Origin of the sequence: Micromonospora sp. M61, from assembly GCF_018070245.1 — a bacterium.
In the GTDB taxonomy this organism is placed as follows: domain Bacteria; phylum Actinomycetota; class Actinomycetes; order Mycobacteriales; family Micromonosporaceae; genus Micromonospora; species Micromonospora zamorensis.
The window spans coordinates 1-23,871 of sequence record NZ_JAGPYA010000053.1 but is presented as its reverse complement, the minus strand read 5'-3'; the positions used below and the strand labels follow the sequence as shown (position 1 = coordinate 23,871).

The window sequence follows — 23,871 nt, the reverse complement described above, 5'->3', positions numbered from 1 at the left end:
GCATCCCCGCGCCGCAGCCGCTTTACCGGTGCCGCCGACCCAGGTCGACAAACCGTCACAGCAGGCTCGGATGCGAAGTCAGGAGCCATTGCTGGACCGGGCCGCCGCGTGGGCGGATCCGGCCGTTGCTGGCATCACGAAGGAGACGGACGCGATGACCGACGTCATGCGGCCCCGGCAGGCGACGCCGGTCGTGCCGCGCCGCCGCGACAGTGCCGGCGCCCTGGTCGCGGCCACCCACGAGCAACGCCAGATGTGGTCGTTGAGCCGTCTCGACCCCGATCCGGCCAGCTACCTGGTGCCGTTGGCGTACCGGCTGGTCGGGCCACTGGACGTCGCGGCACTGGCCGGGGCGCTCGACGCCCTGGTGGCCCGGCACGCCGCGCTGCGCACCACGCTCGCACCCGGCGGCCCCGGCTCGGGGCCAACCGAGGTCGACGACGCCGCGCCGCGCCTGGTCCAGGTGGTCGGCGAGCCGCAACCAGGACTGTTGCGGGTGCACGATCTGGGCGGGCTGCCCGCGTGGCAACGCGACCAGGAGATGCAGGCCCGGATGCACGCGGAGACGCGTGACCCGCTCGACCTGGAACTCGGACCGGTGCTGCGGGCCAGCCTGCTGCGCTTCGCTGCCGAGGAGCACGTGCTCCTGCTGACGTTCCACCACGTCGCCGTCGACGAATGGTCGCTCGGCATCCTGCACGACGAGTGGGAACGGCTCTACGCCGCGCACCGCACCGGACGACCGGCTGACCTCGGCCCGGTCGTCGTCGACCAAGCCGATCATGCGGCGTGGCAACGCGACTGGCTCGCCGGGGCCGAGGCGGCGGCGCAACGCGACCACTGGCACGCGCAACTCGCCGACGCGCCCGCCGTCCTGGAGCTGCCCACCCGCGGACCCCGGCCCGCGGTGCCGTCGGGTGCGGGGGCCACAGTGTCGTTCCCGCTGGACGTGCCCACCGAGGGGCTGCTGGCGCTGTGCCGACGACTCGGCGTCTCCCCGTACATGATCATGCTCGCCACGCTGCACGTCCTGTTGGCACGCTGGACCGGGCAACGCGACATCGTGGTGGGAACGCCGGTGGCGAACCGCCGGCGCTCCGAGGCGCAGCAGCTCGTCGGGCTGCTGCTCAACACCGTCGCGGTCCGGGCCCGGCTGGACGACGACCCGTCGTTCAAGACGCTGCTCGCACGGGTGCGCACCGCCGCCGGCAACGCCCTGGACAACGGCGAGCTTCCCTTCGGGACACTGCTGGAGTCGCTGCGCCCGGCCCGCAGGCCCGGCTTCGCCCCGCTGTTCCAGGTGATGTTCGTGTACGGCCGTGAGACGGCACCACCCAGCCTCGACGGCATCGAGGTCACCCCGATCGACGTGCCCGGGACCACCGCGAAGTTCGACCTGACCGTCTCGGTACGGGAGAACGCCGACGGTGTGCGGACCGTGCTGGAATACCGCACCGACCTGTTCGACGACGACGCGATGGCCCGCCTCGCCGGTCACTTCCAGACGTTGCTGCGCTCGCTGGTTGCCGAGCCCGGCGCACCGGTCGGCTCGGCCGCGATGCTCACCGCCGACGAGTACCGGCAGCTCGTCGTGGCTGCGAACGCCACCGCCACCCCCACCGAGCCGGACGACCTGGTCCACGTGCTCATCGAGCGGCAGGCGCGCCGAAACCCCGACGGCGTGGCGGTGACCGACGGGGACACCGCGCTGAGCTACCACGAGCTGCACACCGCTGCCGAGGCGCTGGCGGAGACGCTACGCGGGCGGGGCGTGGGCATCGGCAGTCTCGTCGGAGTGCTGCTGCCGCGTGCGGTCCCGTTCGCGGTGGCGGTGCTCGCCGCACTGCGGGCCGGCGCGGCCTACGTACCCATGGATGCGGCGAACCCGCCCGCCCGGCTGCGGTATCTGATCGAGGACACGGCCGCGCCGGTCGTCCTCACCTGCGCGGAGCTGGCGCACCTGGTGCCCGACGGCCTGGCGCTGCTGGTGCCGGACGGCCCTGCGCTGGCGGCGCCGGGCCGGCACACGCCGGTCCCTGCCGCGCAGCCCGGTGGCGCCGCGGCCGGTCCGCGGCGACGAGCGCGACGGCGGCCGGAGCCCTCGACGGACGACCTCGCGTACGTCATCCACACCTCCGGGTCCACCGGCCACCCCAAGGGCGTCATGGTCACCCACCGGGGGGCCTGCAACTACGTGCGCTGGGCCGCCCAGGCCTACCGGCTGCGGCCCGGGGACACGGTTCCGCTGCACTCGTCGGTCGGGTTCGACCTGACCGTGACGAGCCTGCTCGTCCCGCTGGTCAGCGGGGCAACCGTGCTGATGCTCGGCGAACACCTCGGCCCGGAGGCGCTCGGCGAGGCGCTGCGCCACCAGCGGCCGGCCTTCGGCCTGGTCAAGATCACCCCAGCTCAGCTCGACCTCGTCAACCATCAGCTCAGCCCCGCCGAGTTGGCCGGCCGCACCCGGTGCTTCGTCATCGGCGGCGAGAATCTGCGCGCCGACCAGGTGGCGCCGTGGCGGGCGCACGCCCCCGACACCACGCTGGTCAACGAGTACGGGCCGACGGAGACGGTGGTCGGCTGCGCCGCGTACGAGGTCGACCCGTCCACCCCGGTCGACGGGTCGGTCCCCATCGGTCGGCCGATCGCCAACACCGAGCTGTACGTGCTGGACAGCTGGGGCAACCCGGTGCCGGTGGGCGTTATCGGCGAGCTGTACGTCGGCGGAGCCGGCGTGGCACGCGGCTACCTGCACCAGCCCACGCTGACGGCAGCGCGGTTCGTCCCACACCCATTCTCGCCCGTCGCCGGAGCCCGGCTGTACCGCACCGGCGATCTCGTGCGACTGCGTCCCGACGGGAACCTGGAATACCTGGGCCGCACCGACAGCCAGGTCAAACTGCACGGTTACCGGGTGGAGTGCGGCGAGATCGAGGCCGCCATCCGCCGATGCCGGCCGGACAGCGACGTGACGGTGCAACTGCGCAGGGACGACCCGGACGACCCGCGCCTCGTGGCGTACGTGGCCGGTGGAGCTGGATTTGCCAGCGGAGCCAGCGGAGCCAGCAGAGCCGGCGGAGCCGGTGGAGCCGGTGGGGCGGAGACCGACGCGGCGGCCCTGCGGGCGGCGCTCGCCGCCGAACTGCCCTCCTACCTGGTGCCCGCCGCCGTCGTCTTCCTCGACGCTTTGCCGCTGACCCGCAACGGCAAGGTGGACGTCGCCGCGCTGCCCGCCGCCGGTCGGGAGGTGCCCCGGCAGCGCGCCGAGGCGGACCCGGATCGACCGACGCCCGAACAGCCGGCGACCGCACCCGTCGCGCCCGTACCGGCCAACTGGGACGCCGCCCGGATCGGGCTCGAACGACTGGTCGCCGACGTGTGGCGGGACGTGCTCGGCGTCGCGCAGGTCGGTACGCGGGACAACTTCTTCGACCTCGGCGGCCACTCCATGCGCCTGCTGGCTGTCCTCAAGCGACTGCACGAGCGACTCGGTGACGTCGTCACGGTCACCGACCTGTTCCGCAACCCCACTGTCGAGTCCCTGGCGGCGTTCCTGACCACGGCCACCACCGGCACGCAGGCCCCGGCCGCCCCGGCCACGACGGCCCGCGTCACCCGGCCACGGACGGGCACCACGTCCCAGCCCGGCGGCCTGATCGCCGTCGTCGGCATGGCCTGTCGCTTCCCCGGCGCGCGGACCATCGACGAGTACTGGCACAACATCCGCGCCGGCGTGGAGTCGGTGCGGGAGTTCAGCGTCGAGGAGATGCTGGCCGACGGGGCCGACCCGACCCGGCTCGACGATCCCGCGTACGTCCGCTCCGGCACCTGGCTGCCCGGGATCGACGAGTTCGACGCCGCCTTCTTCGGCGTCACGCCCCGGGAGGCGCAGACCCTCGACCCGCAGCACCGGATGCTGCTGGAGTGCGCCTGGCACGCGCTGGAGCACGCCGGCTACGACCCGGCGGGCCACGCCGGCCGGGTCGGCCTGTTCGCCGGGTCGGGTCGCAGCACGTACCTGCTGGACAACCTGAGCAGCCATCCGGAGCTGATGCACACCATCGGCGAACACCAGTTGTCCATCAACAACGACAAGGACTTCCTGCTCAGCCGTGTCGCGTACAAACTCGACCTGACCGGCCCCGCCGTCACCGTGGCAACGGCCTGCTCGACCTCCCTGGTCGCTGTGCACCTCGGCCGGCAGAGCCTGCTTACCGGTGAGTCCGACCTGGTCCTGGCCGGCGGGGTCAGCGTCTTCCCGGCGCAGCGGCGCGGCTACCTCTACCACGACGGCGGGGTCTACTCCCCCGACGGACACTGCCGGCCGTTCAGCGCCGACGCGCGGGGCAGCATCGCGTCCAGCGGGGTCGGCATCGTCGCGCTCAAGCGGCTGGAAGACGCGGTCGCGGACAACGACACCGTCTACGCCGTGATCCGCGGTTCCGCGATCAACAACGACGGCGCCCGCCGCACCGGCTACACCGCGCCCGGCGTCGACGGCCAGGTTGCGGTGATCAGCAGCGCCCTCGCGTCGGCCGGCGTGCCGCCCCGCTCGGTGAGCTACGTCGAGGCGCACGGCACCGGCACCAGCCTGGGCGACCCCATCGAGGTGACGGCCCTGACCGAGGCGTTCCGGCGGGGCACCGACGACCAGGGCTTCTGCGCTCTCGGCTCGACCAAGGCCAACATCGGCCACACCGACGCCGCCGCCGGTGTGGCCGGGCTCCTCAAGACGATCATGGCGTTGCACAGCCGTACGCTGCCGCCCACCATCAACGTGAGCCGACCCAACCCGGCGATCGACTTCGAGAGCAGCCCGTTCTACCTGAACGACACCGCCCGACCGTGGCCCGGCGACGACGGCCCGCGCCGGGCGGGCGTCAGCTCGTTCGGTATGGGCGGCACGAACGCCCACGTCGTGCTGGAGGAGCCGCCGGCCACGGCCGCCGCGCCGCCGGCCACGCCGGCCACCGGGCCGCACCTGCTGGTCCTGTCGGCGCGTACGGTCGAGTCGCTGGATCGGCAGACGCGTCAGCTCCGCGACTGGGTCGGCGCGCACCCCGAGGCGGACCTTGCCGACGTGGCGGCGAACCTGGGCCGGCGCCAGCCGATGACCCACCGCCGTTTTCTCGTCGCGGCGGACCACGCCGACGCGCTGGTCGCCCTCGACGCGCCACAACGGCAGTTCACCGGCGTTCATCCCGGTGGCCATCGGACCCTGGTGTTCGCCTTCCCGGGGCACGGCGCGCAGCACGTGGCGATGGGCGCCGGTCTGTACCGCGCGGAGGCGACCTACCGGGCGGTGGTGGACGAGTGCGCAGAGCTGCTCCGCGACGACCTCGGCCTCGACCTGCGTACGCTGCTGTGCCCAGCGCCCGACGGCCACCCGGAGGCGGAGCGGCTGCTCGCGCGGCCCGGGTTGATCCAACCCGCTCTGTTCGTCACCGGGTACGCCCTCGCCCGGTCGCTGCTCGCCCGCGGGGTGACCCCGGACCTGATGGTGGGACACAGCCTCGGCGAGTACGTCGCGGCGTGCCTCGCCGGCGTCTTCTCCCTGGCCGACGCGCTGCGGCTGGTGAGCGCCCGCGGTGAGTTGGTCGAACGGACCCCGGGCGGGGCGATGCTCGCGGTGAGCCTGCCGGAGACGGCGGCGGCAGGGCTGGCAGTGAACGGTCTGTCGCTGGCCGCCGTCAACGCACCCGAGCTGTGCGTGCTGTCGGGCGCACCGGAGGCGATCGAGGAGCTGCGCCGGCGGCTGACCGCCGACGGGGTCGGGTGCCGGCCGCTGCGGGTCACCCGGGGCTACCACTCGGCCCTGCTCGACCCGGTGCTCGACGAGTTCGCCGCCCACGCGCGCCGGGTGACCTACCACGAGCCGCAACGCCCGTACCTGACCAACCTGACCGGCGGTCCGGTCGCCCCCGGGCAGGTCACCGACCCCGCGTACTGGGTGCGGCACATGCGGGAGCCGGTCCGGTTCGCCGAGTCGGCAGCGCTGCTCGCCGAGCAGGACGTCGTCCTCGCGGAGCTGGGTCCCGGGCACGCCCTCGGTGGCCTCGCCCGGTTGGCCGGGGTGCGACCCGGTCAGGTGGTGGCGGCGATGCGGCATCCGCGCAGCGACGCCGACGACCTCACCACGATGCTCGACGCGGTGGGCCGGCTGTGGCTGTCCGGCGCGCGGGTCGACTGGCAGGCGTTCCACGGTGGCCCACGTCGCCGCCTGGCCCTGCCCGGCTATCCCTTCGAGCGGCGCCGCCACTGGCTGGACGCAGTGTCGCGGCCCGACACGGCGCACCCCGTGCCCGTCCCGCCGAGCGCTACCGCTCCGGAGGCACCCGGGCAGGTCGAGGCCGGCAACCGCCAGCCGGTCAGCACCGCCTACGTCGCCCCGAGCACGCCCGGGCAGGAGATCGTGGCGGACCTGTGGAGCGAGCTGCTCGGGATCCGGCCGATCGGGGCGCTCGACAACCTCTTCGAGCTGGGCGGGCACTCGCTGCTCGCCACCCAGTTCGTCGTGCGGCTGCGGGCCCGACTCGGCGTCGCGCTGCCGCTGGAGACCATCTTCGCGACGCCGACCGTCGCCGGGATCGCGGCCACGCTGCCGCAGACCGACCCCGCACCCACCACCACCGTCGCACCGCGGCCCAGCGTCGCGCCGACCATCCCCCGCGCCGACCGCGACGCCGGGCCGGCGCCGCTCTCCTCCGGGCAGCACCGGCTGTGGTTCCTCGACCAGGCGTACGAGCAGAGCGCCTACACCGTCGGCACGGCACTGCTGCTCGACGGCACCCTCGACGTCGACGCGCTGCGCGGGGCCCTCGCGGAGCTGACCCGGCGGCACGAGTCGCTGCGTACCGTCTTTCCGCTCGGACCCGACGGTGACCCGGTGCAGCAGGTGCTGCCGCCCGGCCCGGTCGACCTGCCGATCGTGTCCGCCCCGACCGGCGCGGACGACACGTCCCCGGTCGCCCGCAGCATCGTGGAACCGGCGGTCGCCGACGCGGTGCCGCCGTGGGCCCACGCCGCCCTCGCCGCCGACGTCGGACGCCCGTTCGACCTGGCCCGCGGGCCGCTGTTCCGTGCCGTGCTCCTGCGCATCGCCGACGACCGGCACGTGCTGTCGATGACCATGCACCACGCCATCTCCGACGGTTGGTCACTCGGCATCGTCGCCAGCGAGGTGGCCACCCTGTACGGCGCCGCCCTGGACGGTCGCGCCGCACCGCTGCCCGAACTGGCCGTCCAGTACGGCGACTACGCCCGGTGGCAACGCGGCCGGCTGGCGGACGTCGACAGCGACGACATGCGGTACTGGCGCGAGCAGCTCGACGGGGTGGCGAGCGTCCTGGAGGTGCCCACCGACCGGCCCCGACCACCCGTGCAGACCTTCCACGGCGCGGTGCACACCCGGGTCCTGTCCCCGCGCGCCGCCGACGAGCTGCGCCGGTTCAGCCAGACCCGGGGCGTCACCCTGGCCATGACGGTGCTGTCCGCCCTGAAGGCGCTGCTGTGGCGCTACACCGGCCAGCGGGACATCTGCATCGGCACGCCGGTCGCCGGGCGGGTACGCGCCGAACTCGAACCGATGGTCGGCTTCTTCGTCAACATGCTGCCGTTGCGGACCTCGATCGACGGCGAGTGGACCTTCGAGGAGCTGCTCCAGCAGGTCCGGCGCACCGCCCTGGGCGCGTACGACCACCAGGAGGTGCCGTTCGAGCGGCTGGTGGATCTCGTCGACGCGCCCCGCGACCTCAGCCGCAACCCGCTGTTCCAGGTGATGTTCAACTTGCTGAACCTGCCCGAGCGGCGGGACCTGGGAACCGCGGGGCTGCGGATGGTCCAGTTCGCCGTCGAGCCGGGGATCGCCCAGCAGGACCTCGCCCTGTACGCGTACGAGGTGACCGAGGGGCTGCGGTTCCGGTTGGAGTACAACACCGACCTGTTCGACGCGGCCACCGCCGAGCGGATGATGGGGCACCTGGAGACGCTGCTCGCCGCTGCCGTCGCCGACCCCGACGTCCGGTTGGCGGATCTGGCCGTCCTCACCCCCACCGAGCTGACCCGCGTCGACGAGTGGAACGACACCGCCACCCCGCTCGGCTGGGCCACGCCCGGTCGGGACGGGGGGACGCCGACCCTGGTCGAGCTGATCGCGCACCAGGTCGCCACGAACCCCGACCGGCCGGCCGTGACGTTCGGGACAACCACGCTCACCTACGCCCAGCTCAACGCCCGGGCCAACCGGCTCGCGCACCGGCTCCGCCGGGCCGGTGTCGGCCCCGACGGCACTGTCGCCGTCTGCCTGCACCGCTCCGAGGAACTGCCGGTCACGCTGCTCGGTGTGCTCAAGGCCGGCGGCGCGTACGTCCCGGTGGACCCCGACTATCCGATCGAGCGGCAGCGGTACGTGCTGACGCACAGCGGTGCGAGCGTCCTGATCACCGAACCGGGCCTGGCCGACCGCTTCACCGGGTACGCGGGCGAGGTACTGCGCGCCGACGCGAGTGCGGGCACCGGGCCGGAGACCGACCCCGAGCCCCTTGCCGGGCCGGACCATCTCGCCTACGTGATCTACACGTCCGGGTCAACAGGCCACCCCAAGGGCGTCCGGGTGACGCACGGCGCGATCGTCAACACCCTGGCGGCCATGCGGGAGCGGCCCGGCCTGACCAGCGACGGCACGATGCTCGCGATGGCCAGCTTCGCCTTCGACATGTCCGTACCGGAGCTGTTCCTGCCCCTGGTCGTCGGCGCGCGGATGCTGCTGGTGGGCCGCGACGTCGGTTACGACGCGCCGCGACTGGCCGCGTTGCTCGCCGCGGAGGGGGTCACCCTGGCCCAGGGCACCCCGGCGACCTGGCGGCTGCTGATCGAGTCCGGCTGGGCCGGGCTGCCCGGCCTGACGGCGGTGTGCGGCGGCGAGGCGGTGTCCGCGCCGCTGGCCCGGCAGCTCGCCGAACGGGTCGGGGCGTTGTGGAACTTCTACGGCCCGACCGAGGCCGCCGTGTGGTCCACCATGGAACGCCTCGAACCCGACGTCACCCACCTCAGCATCGGCCGCCCGATCGGCAACGTGCGCGCCTACGTGCTCGACCCGCGACTGCGTCCCGCACCGGTGGGCGTGCTGGGTGAGCTGTACCTCGGCGGCGCGGGGCTGGCGCGTGACTACCACGGCGACCCAGACCTCACGGCGCAGCGGTTCGTGTCGGAGCCGTTCTCCGCCGGCAGGCTCTACCGCACCGGGGACCTCGGCCGGTGGCTGGCCGACGGCCGGATCGAGTTCGTCGGCCGCAGCGACTCGCAGGTGAAGGTCCGCGGATTCCGCATCGAACTGGGCGAGATCGAGGCGGTGCTGCGCCGCCACCCGGAGGTCCGCGACACCGCAGCGGTGGTCCGCGAGGACGACGGCGAGAAGAGCGTCGTGGCCTACCTGACGCTGGCCACCGGAACGGCGGCCGACCGGGACGGATCCGACGGCGGGGCGGCAGGGCAGCCCGTACCCGACTTCGACGCCGACCCCACGCCCTGGCGGGCTTTCGCGCGCACCTACCTGCCCGACTACATGGTCCCGTCCGCGTTCGTGGTGCTCGACCGGATGCCGCTGAGCGCCAACCGCAAGGTCGACCGGGCGGCCCTGCCGGCACCGGTACGCGGCGGGGCCGGCGTCGGCGCGGCACCGCCCGACACCCCGCTGCGGGCGGCGCTGGCGAAGCGGTGGGCGGCGGTGCTCGGCTACGACACCGTCGGCATCGACGACGACTTCTTCGACCTCGGCGGCGACTCCTTCAAGGCCATCAAGGCGTTGGCCGGCAACGACCCGGCGATCAGCGTCCTCGACCTGTTCCGCCACCCGACGATCCGCTCGTTGACCGAGCACCTGGACGCGACAGGGGGTTCCGCCGGGCGGCTGCTGCACGAGCTGACCCCGGCGCTACCGGCGGCACCGACACGGCTGACGCTGGTCTGCGTACCCTTCGCCGCCGGTAGCGCGATCACCTTCCAGCCGCTGGCGGACGCCCTCCCGCCCGGCGTGCGGCTGTACGCCCTGGAGCGCCCCGGGCACGACGTGAACCGCCCGGATGAGCCCCTGCTGGGCATGGACGAGCTGGTGGACGGCTGCGTGGCCGAGGTCGTGGCGGGGATCAGCGGCCCGGTGGCGGTGTACGGGCACTGCATGGGCGGCGCCGAGGCGGTGGAGCTGGGCCGTCGGCTGGAGGCGGCCGGTGTGGAGCTGACCGGCGTGGTCATCGGCGCCCACTTCCCCGCCCCTCGGCTGCCCGGCCGGGTGTTCCGCTGGCTACGGCAGTGGTTTCCGACGGAGCGGTGGACGTCGAAGCGGCGGACCCTGGAGTCGCTGCGGGCGATGGGCTTCTTCACCGAGGTCTTCGACGAGCGGGAGAAGGACTTCGTGATGCGCGTGGTCCTGGCCGACGCCGCGATGGGCGAGGACTACTACACCGACGTCTACGACAACGGTCTGCCCAGGAAACTGTCGGCCCCGATCGTCTGCGTGGTCGGTGGCGGCGACCGGGCCACCGAGCTGTACCAGGAGCGCTACCTGGAGTGGGAGTTCTTCTCCGACCGGGTGTCCCTGGAGGTCATCGAGGGCGCCGGCCACTACTTCGCCAAGCACCAACCCGCCGAGGTGGCGCGCATCATCCAGGCGACCTGCGATCCGTCGAACGCGACGCCCGCCAAGCCGCCGCCCGCCACGGTTACTCCGCCAGCCGACACCGCGCCCCCGCCGGCCGCCGCCATGGTCGTGCCGGCGACGGACGGCACACCACCCGCCGTACGTCGGGCGATGCCCAGCCTCACCGTGTTCTACCTGATCGCCCTGGGTCAGCTCGTCTCGCTGATCGGCAGCGGACTGACCGGCTTCGGCATGGGCCTGTGGGTGTACCAGCAGACCGGGTCGGTCTCGTTGTTCGCCACGGCCACCGTCCTGGCGCTGCTGCCCGCCGTGGTGCTGTCCCCCATCGCGGGGGCGCTGGCCGACCGGTGGGACCGGCGGCTCATCATGATCGTCGCGGACTGCGTGGCAGCCACCGGCACGGTGAGCCTCGCCCTGCTGCTGTGGCTCGGCCAACTCCAGCTCTGGCACGTCTTCACCGCCATCACCGTCACCGCCGTGGCTACCGCCTTCCAGCTACCCGCCTACCTGGCGGCCGTCACGCAACTCGTGCCCAAGCGGTACTACGGGCGCGCCAACGGCATCGTCTCCCTGGGCACCGCGACGAGCACGGTGCTGGCGCCGCTGCTCGGCGGTGCGCTGGTCATCGCGGTCGGGCTGCGCGGCGTCGTGATCATCGACCTGCTCACCTTCGCCGTCGCGGTCACCGTCACCCTGTCGGTCCGGTTCCCGAACACCCTGTTCGTCCGGCGCGAGGAGACCTTCCGGCGGGCGGTCCTGGGCGGTTGGCGGTTCATCGTGCGCCGCCACGGCCTGGTGGCCCTGGTCGTGCTGACCGCGTCGCTCAACTACTTCTTCGCCATGGTCGAGGTCCTGGTCACCCCGCTGACCCTGTCGTTCGGTGACCCGGCGGTGCTCGGCCGGGTGCTCGCCGCCAGCGGCGTCGGCATGCTCGTCGGCTCGGTCCTCATGGGAGTGTGGGGCGGCACGGCCCGGCGGACCACCGGCATCCTGGCGAGCGTCGTGCTCCTCGGCGCGTCGCTGCTCACTGTCGGCCTGCGCCCGAGCCCACTGTTCCCGGCCCTCGGCCTGTTCGGCATGGGCCTGGCCACGGCCCTGGTGAACACGCACTGGTTGGCCATCGTGCAGGCCAAGGTCGGGCTGGAGCTGCAGGGCCGGGTGCTCTCGATGGGCCAGATGCTGTCCTGGCTGATGGTGCCGGCCGGTTTCCTCACCGCCGGTCCGCTCGCCGAGCACGTGTTCGCCCCGATGGTGTCGCCCGGCGGCGTGCTGTCCGCTGTCGTCGGCACCGGCCCGGGCCGCGGCATGGCCCTCACGGCGATCGTCGCCGGCCTCTGCTCGCTCGCCCTGGCCGCCGTCGGCATCGCCTACCGACCGATCCGCCACGTCGAGGACGAGCTGCCCGACAACGACCCCGGCACTGTCATCGTCGCCGACAAGGACCGCCTCCAGGCCGAGGCCGACCGACGGCTCGCCGAGCACCGTGCTGGGGGCCCGCAGCGGGCCGAGCCGGTCCCGGTGGGCGGGCGCGGTGGTCGTCGATGAGCGCCCCCGCCCGGCCCGCCGGCCCGACCCGCCGAACCGTGGGCCGACGCGCCACCGGCGTACCAGCCGACGTCGACTGTCTGCACCGGATGGTGGCCGCGCAGGCCGCCCGAACCCCTCACGCCGAGGCGGTACGGCACACCGACCGCACGTGGTCGTACCGGGATCTCGACGAGGCGGCGAACCGGCTGGCCCGGGTCCTGCTCGCGCGCGGGGTGAGCCGGGAGGACCGCGTCGGCGTCTGTCTGCCCCGGAAACCCGAACTGGTGGTCGCCCTGCTCGCCGTACTCAAGGCCGGCGCCTGTTACGTGCCACTGGACCCGGCGTACCCGCCGGCCCGGGTGGCCTTCATGGCCGCCGACTCCGGGGCCCGCCTGGTGCTCACCCGCGCCGACCTTGCCGAGCGGTTCCCCGACCTGGCCGTCCCGATCGACCGACTGGACCTGCCCGGGGACGGCACCGACCCGGCGGTGCCGACGAGCCCGACGGACCTGGCGTACGTCATCTACACCTCCGGCTCCACCGGGCGGCCCAAGGGCGTGGCGATCGAGCACCGCTCGGCGTCGGTGCTCATGCACTGGATCCGGCAGACCTTCGACGACACCGAACTGGGCGGCCTGCTCGCCGCCACCTCTGTCTGCTTCGACCTGTCCGTCTTCGAGATCTTCGGCCCGCTCTGCTGGGGCGGGCGGGTGCTGCTCGTCGACGACGTGCTGGCCCTCGCCGCCCCCGGCGCGGATCGGCTGCCCGTCACACTGGTCAACACCGTGCCCTCCGCGATGGGGGAACTGCTCACCGCCGACGCCCTGCCGGCGAGCGTGCGGACGGTCTGCCTCGCCGGTGAGCCACTCACCGCCGCGCTGGCCGCCCGGGTGTGGTCGTGTCCGCACGTCCGCCGGCTCTGCAACCTCTACGGCCCGTCGGAGGACACCACCTACTCCACCTGGGCGGAGGTGCCGCCGGACAGCGGGGACCCGCCGATCGGCCGGCCCCTGCCGCAGACCCGGGCCTACGTCCTCGACCCCGAGGGGCGGCCGGTCCCGCCGGGCGATCCGGGTGAACTCCACCTGGCCGGGGCGGGCCTGGCCCGGGGCTACCTCGACCGCCCGGAAGAGACGCGGGCCCGGTTCCTGCCCGACCCGTTCCGCCCCGGCGAGCGGATGTACCGCACCGGCGACCGGGTCCGGCTGCGCCCGGACGGGCAACTGGCCTACCTGGGCCGACTCGACGACCAGGTGAAACTGCGCGGCTACCGGATCGAGCTGGGTGAGGTCTCCGCCCGTCTCGCGGCCCTTCCCGGCGTACGCGAGGCGACCGCCGCCGTCCGGAAAGGGCCGAGCGGGGATCCGCTGCTGGTCGGCTACCTGGTCGGCGAGCGGCGCGACGACGTCCGGGCCCGGCTGGCCGGGGTGCTGCCCGCGCCGCTGGTCCCCGCGACAGTGGTCTGGCTGGACCGGCTGCCCACCCTGCCCAACGGCAAGGTGGACCGCTCGGCACTGCCCTCCCCCGCCCTCGGCGGCGACGCCGGGCCCGGCGCCGGGCCGTTCGACGGCATGCTCGCCGAGGTGGCGGCCGTGTGGCGCGAGGTGCTCGGCGTGCCGGTGACCACCGCCGACGACGACTTCCTCACCCTCGGCGGAGACTCCCTGCTCGCGGTCCGCTGCGCCACCCGGCTGGCCGCCGCGACCGGCCGGCCGGTCCACGCCGGCGACCTCTTCGCGCACCCGACCGTCGGCGCGCTGGCGGCCCACCTCGACGGGCTGGCCGTCGACCCGACGCAGCTCGGGGAACCGGTCGGCCCGGCACCGGCCGGCCCCGCGCCGCTGTCGGCCGCGCAGGCCCGGCTGTGGTTCCTGCACCGGCTCGACCCGGCGGACACCTCGTACCTGCTGGCCTTCGCGGTGCGGTTCGACACGCCGGTGGACCCGGACCGGCTGGCCCGGGCGCTGGGTCGGATGGTCGAGAAGCATCCGGCCCTGCGCACCGTGTTTCCGGTCGGGCCGGACGGGCCGGTGCAGCACGTCCTCCCCGGCGCCGGGGCGCCGCCGCTCGTCGCGCCGGCCGAACCGGGCACCCCGCTCGACGAGCGGCTCACCCAACTCGGCGTCGAGGCCACCCGGGCCCCCATGGACCTGGCCACCGGACCGTTGCTCCGCGCCCACCTGGTGCCGGACACCACCGGCCGTGCGGTGGCGCTGCTGTTCGTCGTGCACCACATCGTCTGCGACGACTGGTCGTTCGGCCTGATCGTGCGGGAGCTGGCCCACGCGTACGACAACGTCGCGGCAACGGCCCCGGTGCCCTCGGTGGTCGGCCCGGCGGCGTTCGCCCTAGCGCAGCGGGACTGGCTGGCCGGTCCCGCCGGGCAGCGGGCGCTGGCTGACCAACTCGACGAGCTGCGCGGCGCACCCGACCTGCTCGACCTGCCCGCGACGGGCCGGCTCGACCGACGCGCGGCGCAGGCCCGACCGGACCGGGCGCCGTCCGGCGCCACCCTGCGGACCACAGTGGACCCCGCCACCGCCGAGGCGGTACGCGAACTGGCCCGGGCCGAACGGGTCAGCCTGCACATGGTCGGGCTGGCCGCCTTCGCGACCCTGCTCGGCGCCGCCACCGGCCGGCGCGACCTGCTGATCGGCGTGGCCTTCGCCGGCCGGACCAGTGTCGCCGCCGAACGAAGCGTCGGCTGCCATGTCAACACCGTGCCGCTGCGGCTGCGCCCCGCGCCGGAGCGCGGTTTCGCCGACCTGCTCGCCGAGGCCCGCCGGGTCACCCTGTTCGCCGCGGCCCACCAGGACGTGCCCTTCGACCTGCTGGTGGAGCGGCTACGGCCCACCCGCCAGCCGCACCGCACCCCGCTGGTGCAGGTCGCCTTCGGCGTGCAGAACGCCCCACCGGCCCGACACCGCACCGCGGCCGGCGTCGAGTTCACCGGCGTGGAACTGACCCCGGACACCGCCCGCCTCGACCTGACCCTCTGGCTCGACGATCGGCGGGACGGGCTGGCGGCGCTGTGGACGTACCGCACCGATCTGTTCGACCACGACGGGGTGGTCACCTGGCACCGCCGGTTCACGGCGTTGCTGCGGACCGCCGCCGCCGACCCCCGACGCAGTCTGGCCGACTGCGTCGACACCCTGGGAGCGAGAGATGACTGAGCAGACCCGGGTCGCGCGGAGCATTCCCCGTCGCGGCCGTGAACGGAACCTGGTGGACGTCCACCCCGACTGGCCCGGCGGCCCGCTGCCGGCGCTGATCCGGGCCAACACACCCGACGTGGATCTGGCCGGGTGGCTGGCCGGACGCCGCGACGAGGTCGACGAGCTGGCCCGCCGGCACGGGGCTGTGCTGTTCCGTGGCTTCGCCGTGGCCGGTGCCGAGGACTTCCGCACCGTGATGGCCGCGCTCTCCGACGAGGTCCTCAGCTACGGCGAACGGTCCTCGCCGCGCAGCCAGGTCACCGAGGGGGTGTACACCTCCACCGAGCACCCCGCCGACCAGCCGATCGTGCTGCACAACGAGCAGTCGTACACGGTGAGCTGGCCCCTGCGGATCGTGTTCCACTGCGAGGTGGCGCCGGGCGCGGGTGGGCGTACCCCCCTCGCGGACAGCCGCCGGGTGCTCGCCCGGCTCCGCCCGGAGACCGTCGCCGAGTTCGAGCGGCGCGGGGTGCTCTACCGGCGCAACTACCTGCCCGGCATCAGCCTGACCTGGCAGACCGCGTTCCAGACCGAACGACGGGAGGACGTCGAGGCGTACTGCGCCCGCGCGCTGATCGACGTGGAGTGGGTCGGCGAGCGGCAATTGCGCACCCGGCAGGTCCGCCCGGCGGTACGCCGCCACCCGGTCACCGGCGAGCGGACATGGTTCAACCACGCGCTGTTCTTCCACGTCACCTCCCTGCCCGACGACGTCAGCGCAGGGCTGCGGGCCGCCCTGGGCGAGGAGGACCTGCCCTACCAGACCGCGTACGGCGACGGCACGCCCATCTCCGACGAGGTGCTGGCCGAGCTGCGGGGCGCGTACGCCGCCGAGACCCGCTCCTTCGACTGGCAGCGCGGGGACGTGCTGCTGGTGGAGAACATGTTGGCCGCGCACGCCCGGGATCCGTTCACCCCGCCCCGGCGGATCCTCACCGCCATGTCCGATCCGACCGCCGCGCCCGAACTGACCGAGACGAGCCACCCGATGCAGGCTCCGACCGGGGACCGGTCATGAGCGGGCCGGCGCCGCGTCGACGCGGTACCGGCACGGTCAGCTCGCCGGTGTCCCGGCGGGTCCTCGTGGACGACCGGTTCGTGCTGCTCGTCGAGGCCGCCGTGCCCGACCTCGACCTTGCCGGTTGGCTCGCCGGCAGGCGCGAGGAGCTGCTCCGGGACCTGGACCAGTACGGGGCGGTGTTCTTCCGCGGCTTCGAGGTGCGCACCCCCGACGACTTCAGCCAGGCCGCCCGGGCGGTCAGCCCGGACCTGCTCGGCTACCTGGAACGGGCCGCGCCCCGGCACGAGGTCGCCGACCGGGTCTTCACCTCCACCGAGTTCAACGCCGAGCAGTGGATCCCGCTGCACCACGAGATGTCGTACTCGCACAACTGGCCCAGCTACCTCTACTTCTGGTGCGCGCAGCCGGCAACCGGCAGCGGCGGGGCCACCCCGCTGGCCAGCGAACGGGTCATCACCCCGCTGATCCCCGCCGACGTGCGGGAACTCTTCCTCCGCTCCGGGGTCTGCTACGTGCGCAACTACGGCCCGCACCTGGACCTGCCCTGGCAGGAGGCGTTCCAGACCACCGACCGGGCCGAGGTGGAGGCGTACTGCCACGCCTCGGCGACCGAGTTCACCTGGCTCGGCTCCGACGGCCTGCGGACCAGGGCCCGGCGGCAGGCGGTCGCCACGCATCCGCGTACCGGGGAGACGGTGTGGTTCAACCACGCCCACCTGTTCCACGTGTCGAACATGCCGGCCGAGGTGTCCGGCGCGCTGCTGCGCGAGTACGGCCCGGACGGGTTGCCCCGCAACGCGTATCTCGGTGACGGGCAGCCGATCCCCGACGAGGTGGTCGCCGGGGTCCGCGAGCTGTATCGGGAACACGCGGTGTCGGTTCCCTGGCAGCGCGGCGACGTGCTGGTGGTGGACAACTTCCTGGCGACCCACGGTCGCGAACCCTTCAGCGGCGACCGGCAGATCCTGGTCGCCATGTCCGACCTCTACGTCAACCGGAGCGTTCTGTGAACGGTTACCGTCTGTCCCCCGTCCAGCGGCTCGCCTGGTCGGCCAAGCAGGACCTGGTCCGGGCGCGGGTGCGGTTGGACCGCCCGCTGGACCGGGCCCGGTTGCAGAGCGCCCTGGACGCGGTGGTGGCCCGGCACGAGGCGCTGCGCCTGACCCTGGTGCACCACCCGGGTCTGCGGGTGCCGATGCAGGACGTCGACGACGACCGCAGCGTCACCGTCGGCGCGCAGGGCGAGCTGTCGGTGACCCTCACCGACGATGCGCTGGAGCTGACCGCCACCCCGCTGATCGCCGACCCGGCCAGCCTGCGTCTGGTCCTCGCCGACCTGGCCCGGGCGTACGCCGGCGAGGCGTTGCCGCAGGACCCGGAGGCGTTGCAGTTCCTCGACGTCGCCGAGTGGCAGCTTGAGGAGCGCGAGCAGGCACCGACCAGCGCCGCGCCGACCGCACCGACCGCCCGACTGGTCACCCCGCACGGGGACGACCCGACGGCCGTGGTGTCCGCGACCGTTTCCGCCGCCGAGCTGACCGACGTGGCGCGGGCTGCCGGTGTCGAGCCGGAAACCGTGCTGCTGGCCGCGTGGGCGCTCGCGGTGTCCCGCCGCGCCGAGGCACCGGAGGGCGCCGACGAGGTGGACCTGGTGCTGGCCCGGTGGAGCGACGGCCGCCATGCCGCTGGCACCGCCAAGGTGGTGGGTCCGCTGGGTGGCTACGGCCCGCTCCGGTTGGCCCTGCCGCTGCCCACCGCGCCCGCCGACCTGCTGGCCGTCGTCCGCGCGGCCGAGAGCACCGCCGACGACACGTTCCACCTGGTCGACCCGGTGGACGAGCAGTCCGGGGCGGTGGCGGGCTTCGCGGTGCCCCCGGCTGCCGCGCTGGCCACTGTGGCCGGGCTCGGTGGAGTCGCCGTGCACGTCGTCACCCCACCGGCGGCGGCCGGCCCGCAGCTGACAGTGCTGGCCGAGGGCGACCGGGTCACCCTGGACGTGGTCGGTGGCCAGTGGCTGCTCGACGCGCTGCTGGCGGTCCTGCGGACCCTGCCCGCCGCGCTCTCCAGCGCCGACGCGCCGTCGGTGCTCGGCGACGCCGAGGGCCGCTGGCTGACCGACGCGGCGGGAACACCGTCGCAGGCGTCGGCGCGTACCCTCGTGGACCTTTTCGACGCGGGCCTGGCGGGGATGGACGAGCAGGCCGTGGCGGTGGTCGACGCGGACGGCGCGTACACGGTCGGTGAGCTGCGGGAACGGGCCGCGCGGGTGGCCGGGGTCCTGGCCACGCGCGGCCTGTCCGGCGCCCCGGTCGGCGTGCTGGCCGACCGGTCCCGGGACACCGTCGTGGCGTTCCTCGGCGTGCTGCGCGCGGGGGCGGTCTTCGTGCCGTTGGACCCGGACGCCCCGTCCCGGCGGCTCGCCGCGCAGATCCGCGCGGTCGGCGCGGAGGTCGTCGTGGGCGACGGCGGTGCGGGGACCGTGACCGTCGGCGACCTCGTCGCGGCCGGCGACCGCCCGCCCGCCGCGGTGCCGACCCCGACCGACCCGGCGTACGTGATCTTCACGTCCGGCTCCACCGGCACTCCCCGACCGGTGCAGGTGTCGCACGGCGCCGCCGCGCATCTGGCCGACGCCTTGGAGCAGGTCGTGTACGCGGACAGCCACCCCGGTCTGCGGGTGGCGGTGAACGCCCCGATCACCTTCGACGCCAGCGTGAAGCAGCTCGTGCAGCTCGGCCACGGCCGCAGCCTGTACCTGGTGCCCGAGCAGGTCCGCCGGGACGGGGCCGCACTGGCTGCCACGCTGGCCGACCACGGTGTCGACGTGCTCGACCTGACCCCCTCTCAGCTGCGCATCCTGCTCGCCGGGGCGGGTGACATCCGGCTGCCCGGCCTGCTGCTGCTCGGCGGCGAGGCGATCGCACCCGACCTGTGGGAGACCCTCGCGGCGCTGCCCGACGTCCGGGCGGTCAACCTGTACGGCCCGACGGAGTGCACGGTGGACACCACTGCGGTGCACGTGCGTGCCGGGGAGGCCCCGACGATCGGCCGACCCCTGCCCGGCGTCGCGGTGTGGGTGCTCGACGAGCAGCTGCGTCCGGTGCCGCCGGGCGTGGCCGGTGAACTCTGCGTCAGCGGCCCGCAGCTCGCCGACGGTTACCGGGGCGACCCGCAGGCCACCGCCCGGCGGTTCGTGACCGTGGCGCTGCCGTCCGGGCGCACCGAGCGGGTGTACCGCACCGGCGACCGGGTCCGCTTCGACGCCGACCGGCGGCTGCGCTACCTGGGTCGGCTCGACGACCAGGTGAAGATCCACGGGTTCCGGGTGGAGCCGGGCGAGATCGCGGCCGCTCTTCGCGAGCACCCGGAGGTGGCCGACGCCGCGGTGGTGGCCCGCGACGACGACCGGCACGGCGACCGGCTCGTCGCCTACGTCCGCCCGGGTGACGCGCCGACCACTGTGGACGTCGACCGGGTCGCCGGGGTCAACCCCCACGAGACCCGCTACCTGTACGACGAGATCTTCGTCCAGCAGGTCTACCTGCGCGACGGCATCGTGCTGCGGCCCGGAGCCACCGTCCTCGACGTGGGCGCGAACATCGGCATGTTCTCGCTGTTCGTGAACGCCGTCTGCCCGGACGCCACGATCCACGCGTTCGAGCCGGTGCCGTCGGTGGCCGACCTGCTACGCCGCAACGTCGCCGAGTTCGGCGTGCCGGCCACCGTGCACGCGGTCGGGCTGTCCCGGGCTGCCGGGGAGGTGTCCTTCACCTACTACCCGGGCTACTCGATGATGTCCGGCCACGCCGCGTACGCCGACCCGGACGCCGAGGTGGCGGTGATCAAACGGTTCCTCGCCAACGAACGCGACGCCGGCGCCGACCGCGAGGTGCTGCTCGGCCGGGTCGACGAACTGCTCGCGGAACGCTTCGCCGGCCGGGAGCTCACAGTGCCGGTCCGGCCGCTGTCGGCGTTCCTCGACGAACTCGCCCCGGAACGGATCGACCTGCTGAAGATCGACGTACAGCGGGCCGAGGCGGACGTGCTCGCCGGGCTGGACGATCGGCACTGGCCGCTGGTCGCGCAGGTCGCCATGGAGGTGCACGACGCGCCCGGCACCGACACCGAGGGCCGACTGGCCGAGCTGGTCGCCACCTTCGAGGCGCGGGGCTTCGACGTGGTGACCCGGCAGGACGACCTGCTGGTCGGCACCGACCGGCACACCCTGCACGCCGTGCGCCCCGAGTACGCCGCCGATCCACGCCCGGCCGTGGTCGTCCCGGCCGGGCCGACGGCAGAGCCCCTCGACGAGCGGCTCACCGGCTGGCTGGCCGACCGGCTCCCGGCCCACCTGGTCCCGGCGGCGGTGGTGCTCCTCGACGAGCTGCCGCTGACCCGCAACGGCAAGCTCGACCGGGCGGCGCTGCCCGTGCCCCGCCTCGACCGGCCGCAGAGCGGCACGGTGGTGGCGCCTGCCGACCGGGCCGAACAGATCCTCGTCGAGGCGTGGCGCGAGGTGCTCGGGGTGGCGACCGTCGGCGTGACGGACAGCTTCTTCGCGCTCGGCGGCGACTCCATCCGCAGCATCCAGATGCAGGTCGCCGCGAACAAGCGAGGGCTGTCCTTCCGGCTCAGCGACATCTTCACGTACCAGACGATCCGCGAGTTGGTCACGCACGGCGAGATCACCGTCGCCGGGACCGACGCGGTGGCCGGCTCGGCGTCGGTCCCGGCGGCCGGACGCTTCGCTCTGGTGGCCGCCGCCGACCGGGAGCTGCTGCCCGCCGGGCTGGCCGACGCGTACCCGATGACGACCCTCCAGCAGGGCATGGTCTACCACTGTGAGCTGACCGGGGACCCGGCGATGTACCACAACGTCACCGCGCACCGGATCGCCGCGCCGTTGGACGCGCCCGCGCTGCGGCGCGCGCTGGCCGGTCTGGTGGCCGCCCATCCGGTGCTGCGGACCGGGTTCGCGCTGGGCGCGTACTCCGAGCCGTTGCAGCTCGTGCACGCCGACGTGCCGGTCGAGGTGCCGGTGACGGATCTGACCGGTGTCGACGCGCACACCCGCCGGGCCCGGGTCGACGAACTCGTGGCGGCCGAGCGGGTACGCCCCTTCGACCTGGCCCGACCGCCGCTGCTGCGGTTGCACGCCGTCCGGGAGGACGCCGACGCGTTCACCCTGATCATCGCCGAGTACCACGCCATCCTCGACGGCTGGAGTCTGCACCTGTTCCGCACCGACCTGCTCGCCGCGTACGACCGGGAGCGGGCCGGCGCCTCTCATCCGGCCCGCCCCGGTCTGCCGTTCCGGGAGTACGTGGCCGCCGAGCGACGGGCCCGGACCGATGAGGCCAGCCGCCGGTTCTGGCTGGACGGTCCCGGCGCGGTGCCGCCGCTGCTGCTCGGCGGGGCAGCCCCACGGACCACCACCACCCAGCAGGTGCCACTGCGGGCCGGCACCACCGAGGCGGTCACCGAGGCGGCCCGGGCCGCCGGCGTACCCGTCAAGTCCTGGCTGCTCGCCATCCACCTGCGGATGCTCGGCGAACTCACCGGCCGCGACGACGTGGTCAGCGGACTGGTGGTCGGTGGGCGGCCGGAGGGCGAGGGCAGCGACGCCACCCTCGGGCTGTTCCTCAACACCCTGCCGGTCGGTGTGGACCTGGGCGCCCGGTCGCTGGCCGAGCTGGCCGCCGAGGTGTGGCGGGTCGAACGGGACATGATGGGGCACCACCGCTTCCCGCTGGCGGAGATCGTCCGGGCCGGAGGGGTCGGGCCGAGCTTCGACCACTTCTTCAACTGGACGCACTTCACCAACGACCCGGACGGTGGCGGCCCCCGCATCGTGGACAGTCGGGGCGTCACCGTCGACGTGGCGTTCAGCCTCGCCGTCGACGCCGAGCTGGACGCGGACACCGGCCGCCTCGCCCTCACCCTCCAGTACGACCACCGCACCGTCGCCGGGGACCGGGTCGACGCGTTCGCCGACGGCTTCCGTCGCCTGCTGGCGGCCGACCCGCACGCGCCGCTGCCCGCCGTTGCCAGTGGTGGGCAGGCGGCCGGCGATGCGTGGGCGACCCGGGTGGCTGCGGCCTGGCAGGAGGTGCTCGGGGTCGCGCCGGATGATCCGGCGACCGGCTGGTCGGCCGCCGGCGGTGACTCACTGCGCGCGCTGCGGCTGGTCACCATGCTGCGGCAGCGCCACGGCAGCGACCTCACGCTGCCCGAGTTCGTGACGCTGGGCAGTTACGGCGCACTGGTGGACCGGGTGGCCCGGTCATGACCGGTCTCAGCACCTCCGCCGTGCACGGCGACGACGGACTGGTCCCGGGCGGAGCCGTCGCGCCGCCGATCGTGCAGAGCGTCACCTTCAGCGCCGACTCCGACGAGCAGTTCACCGCGATCGCCACCGAGACGCGGGGCAGCGCCTTCTACACCCGCTACGGCAACCCGAACCACGCCCAGGTGGCCGCCGTCGTCGCCGAGCTGGAAGGCGCCGAGACGGGACTGGTCACCGCCTCCGGGATGGGGGCGATCAGCACCATCGCGCTGGCCCTGCTCTCCGCCGGCGACCACGTGGTGGTGCAGCGCAGCACGTACGGCGGCACCACCTCGCTCGCCACCGGCCTGCTGTCCCGGTTCGGGGTGTCGTACACCCAGGTGGACCAGACCGACACCGAGGCGTTCGCACGGGCGATCCGGCCGCGGACGCGGCTCGTGCTGGTGGAGACGCCGAGCAATCCACTGCTGGAGCTGACCGACCTCACCGCAGTGGTGGAGCTCGCCCACGCGACCGGCGCGCTGGTGGTGGTCGACAACACCTTCGCCACACCGGTCAACCAGCGTCCGATGGCAGCCGGGGCGGACCTGGTCTGGCACAGCGGCACCAAGTTCCTCGGCGGCCACTCCGACGTGTCGGCGGGGGTGGTCGTCGGCTCCGCCGCGCTGGTCGAGCGGGTGTGGCAGACGGCCATCGTCACCGGCGCCACCCTCGGCCCGGTGGACGCGTGGCTGCTGCTGCGCGGCATCCGTACGCTGCCGCTGCGGGTGGAGCGGCACAACGCCAACGCCCTGGCCCTGGCCCACGCGTTGGAGGAGCATCCGGCGGTGGCCCGGGTCCGTTACCCCGGGCTGCCGTCGCACCCGCAGCACGCGTTGGCGCGGCGGCAGATGACCGGCTTCGGCGGGGTGCTCAGCGTCGACCTGAGGGCCGGGCGGGCCGGAGCCGCCGCACTGCTCGACGGGCTGCGGCTGGCCAAACGAGCGGCCAGCCTCGGCAGCGTCAGCACGCTGGTGGTGCACCCCCGGTCGATGTGGGCGGGCATCGTGGACCCCGAGCAGTTGGCCGCGACCGGCATCGGGGACGGGCTGGTGCGCGTCTCCACCGGCATCGAGGACACCGCCGACCTGGTGGCCGACTTCCTCGCCGCGGCGGACAAGGCGAC

General features: G+C 74.0%; 6 protein-coding genes. All 6 read left to right on the top strand.

The window, feature by feature from the left end:
* Positions 1-70 precede the first annotated feature (70 nt).
* Entirely contained in the window at positions 71-12,199 is a 12,129-nt protein-coding gene (locus KBX34_RS25400) for a non-ribosomal peptide synthetase/type I polyketide synthase (RefSeq protein WP_210927338.1), read from the top strand.
* Positions 12,196-15,357 (top strand): non-ribosomal peptide synthetase, encoded by a 3,162-nt coding sequence (locus tag KBX34_RS25395; RefSeq protein WP_210927336.1) that lies wholly within the window; start codon positions 12,196-12,198, stop codon positions 15,355-15,357. Before KBX34_RS25400 ends, KBX34_RS25395 begins: the two co-directional genes overlap by 4 nt.
* Positions 15,350-16,417 carry a TauD/TfdA family dioxygenase gene (locus tag KBX34_RS25390; protein WP_210927334.1) on the top strand — a complete coding sequence of 356 codons (1,068 nt, stop codon included), beginning with the start codon at positions 15,350-15,352 and terminating at the stop codon, positions 16,415-16,417. Before KBX34_RS25395 ends, KBX34_RS25390 begins: the two co-directional genes overlap by 8 nt.
* Entirely contained in the window at positions 16,414-17,430 is a 1,017-nt protein-coding gene (locus KBX34_RS25385; protein ID WP_210927333.1) for a TauD/TfdA family dioxygenase, read from the top strand. Before KBX34_RS25390 ends, KBX34_RS25385 begins: the two co-directional genes overlap by 4 nt.
* Positions 17,427-22,709, top strand: coding sequence for a non-ribosomal peptide synthetase (locus tag KBX34_RS25380; protein ID WP_210927331.1), 5,283 nt, complete (start codon positions 17,427-17,429; stop codon positions 22,707-22,709). The genes KBX34_RS25385 and KBX34_RS25380 overlap by 4 nt, the downstream gene beginning before the upstream one ends.
* A partial coding sequence (locus tag KBX34_RS25375; RefSeq protein ID WP_210927330.1) for a PLP-dependent aspartate aminotransferase family protein occupies positions 22,706-23,871 on the top strand: 1,166 nt, incomplete at its 3' end. The genes KBX34_RS25380 and KBX34_RS25375, both read left to right, overlap by 4 nt.

Excerpts from the sequence above, each read along its gene's own strand:
- KBX34_RS25400 (WP_210927338.1), top strand. The coding sequence starts at position 71 with ATGCGAAGTCAGGAGCCATTGCTGGACCGGGCCGCCGCGTGGGCGGAT.
- KBX34_RS25395 (WP_210927336.1), top strand. The coding sequence starts at position 12,196 with ATGAGCGCCCCCGCCCGGCCCGCCGGCCCGACCCGCCGAACCGTGGGC.
- KBX34_RS25390 (WP_210927334.1), top strand. The coding sequence starts at position 15,350 with ATGACTGAGCAGACCCGGGTCGCGCGGAGCATTCCCCGTCGCGGCCGT.
- KBX34_RS25385 (WP_210927333.1), top strand. The coding sequence starts at position 16,414 with ATGAGCGGGCCGGCGCCGCGTCGACGCGGTACCGGCACGGTCAGCTCG.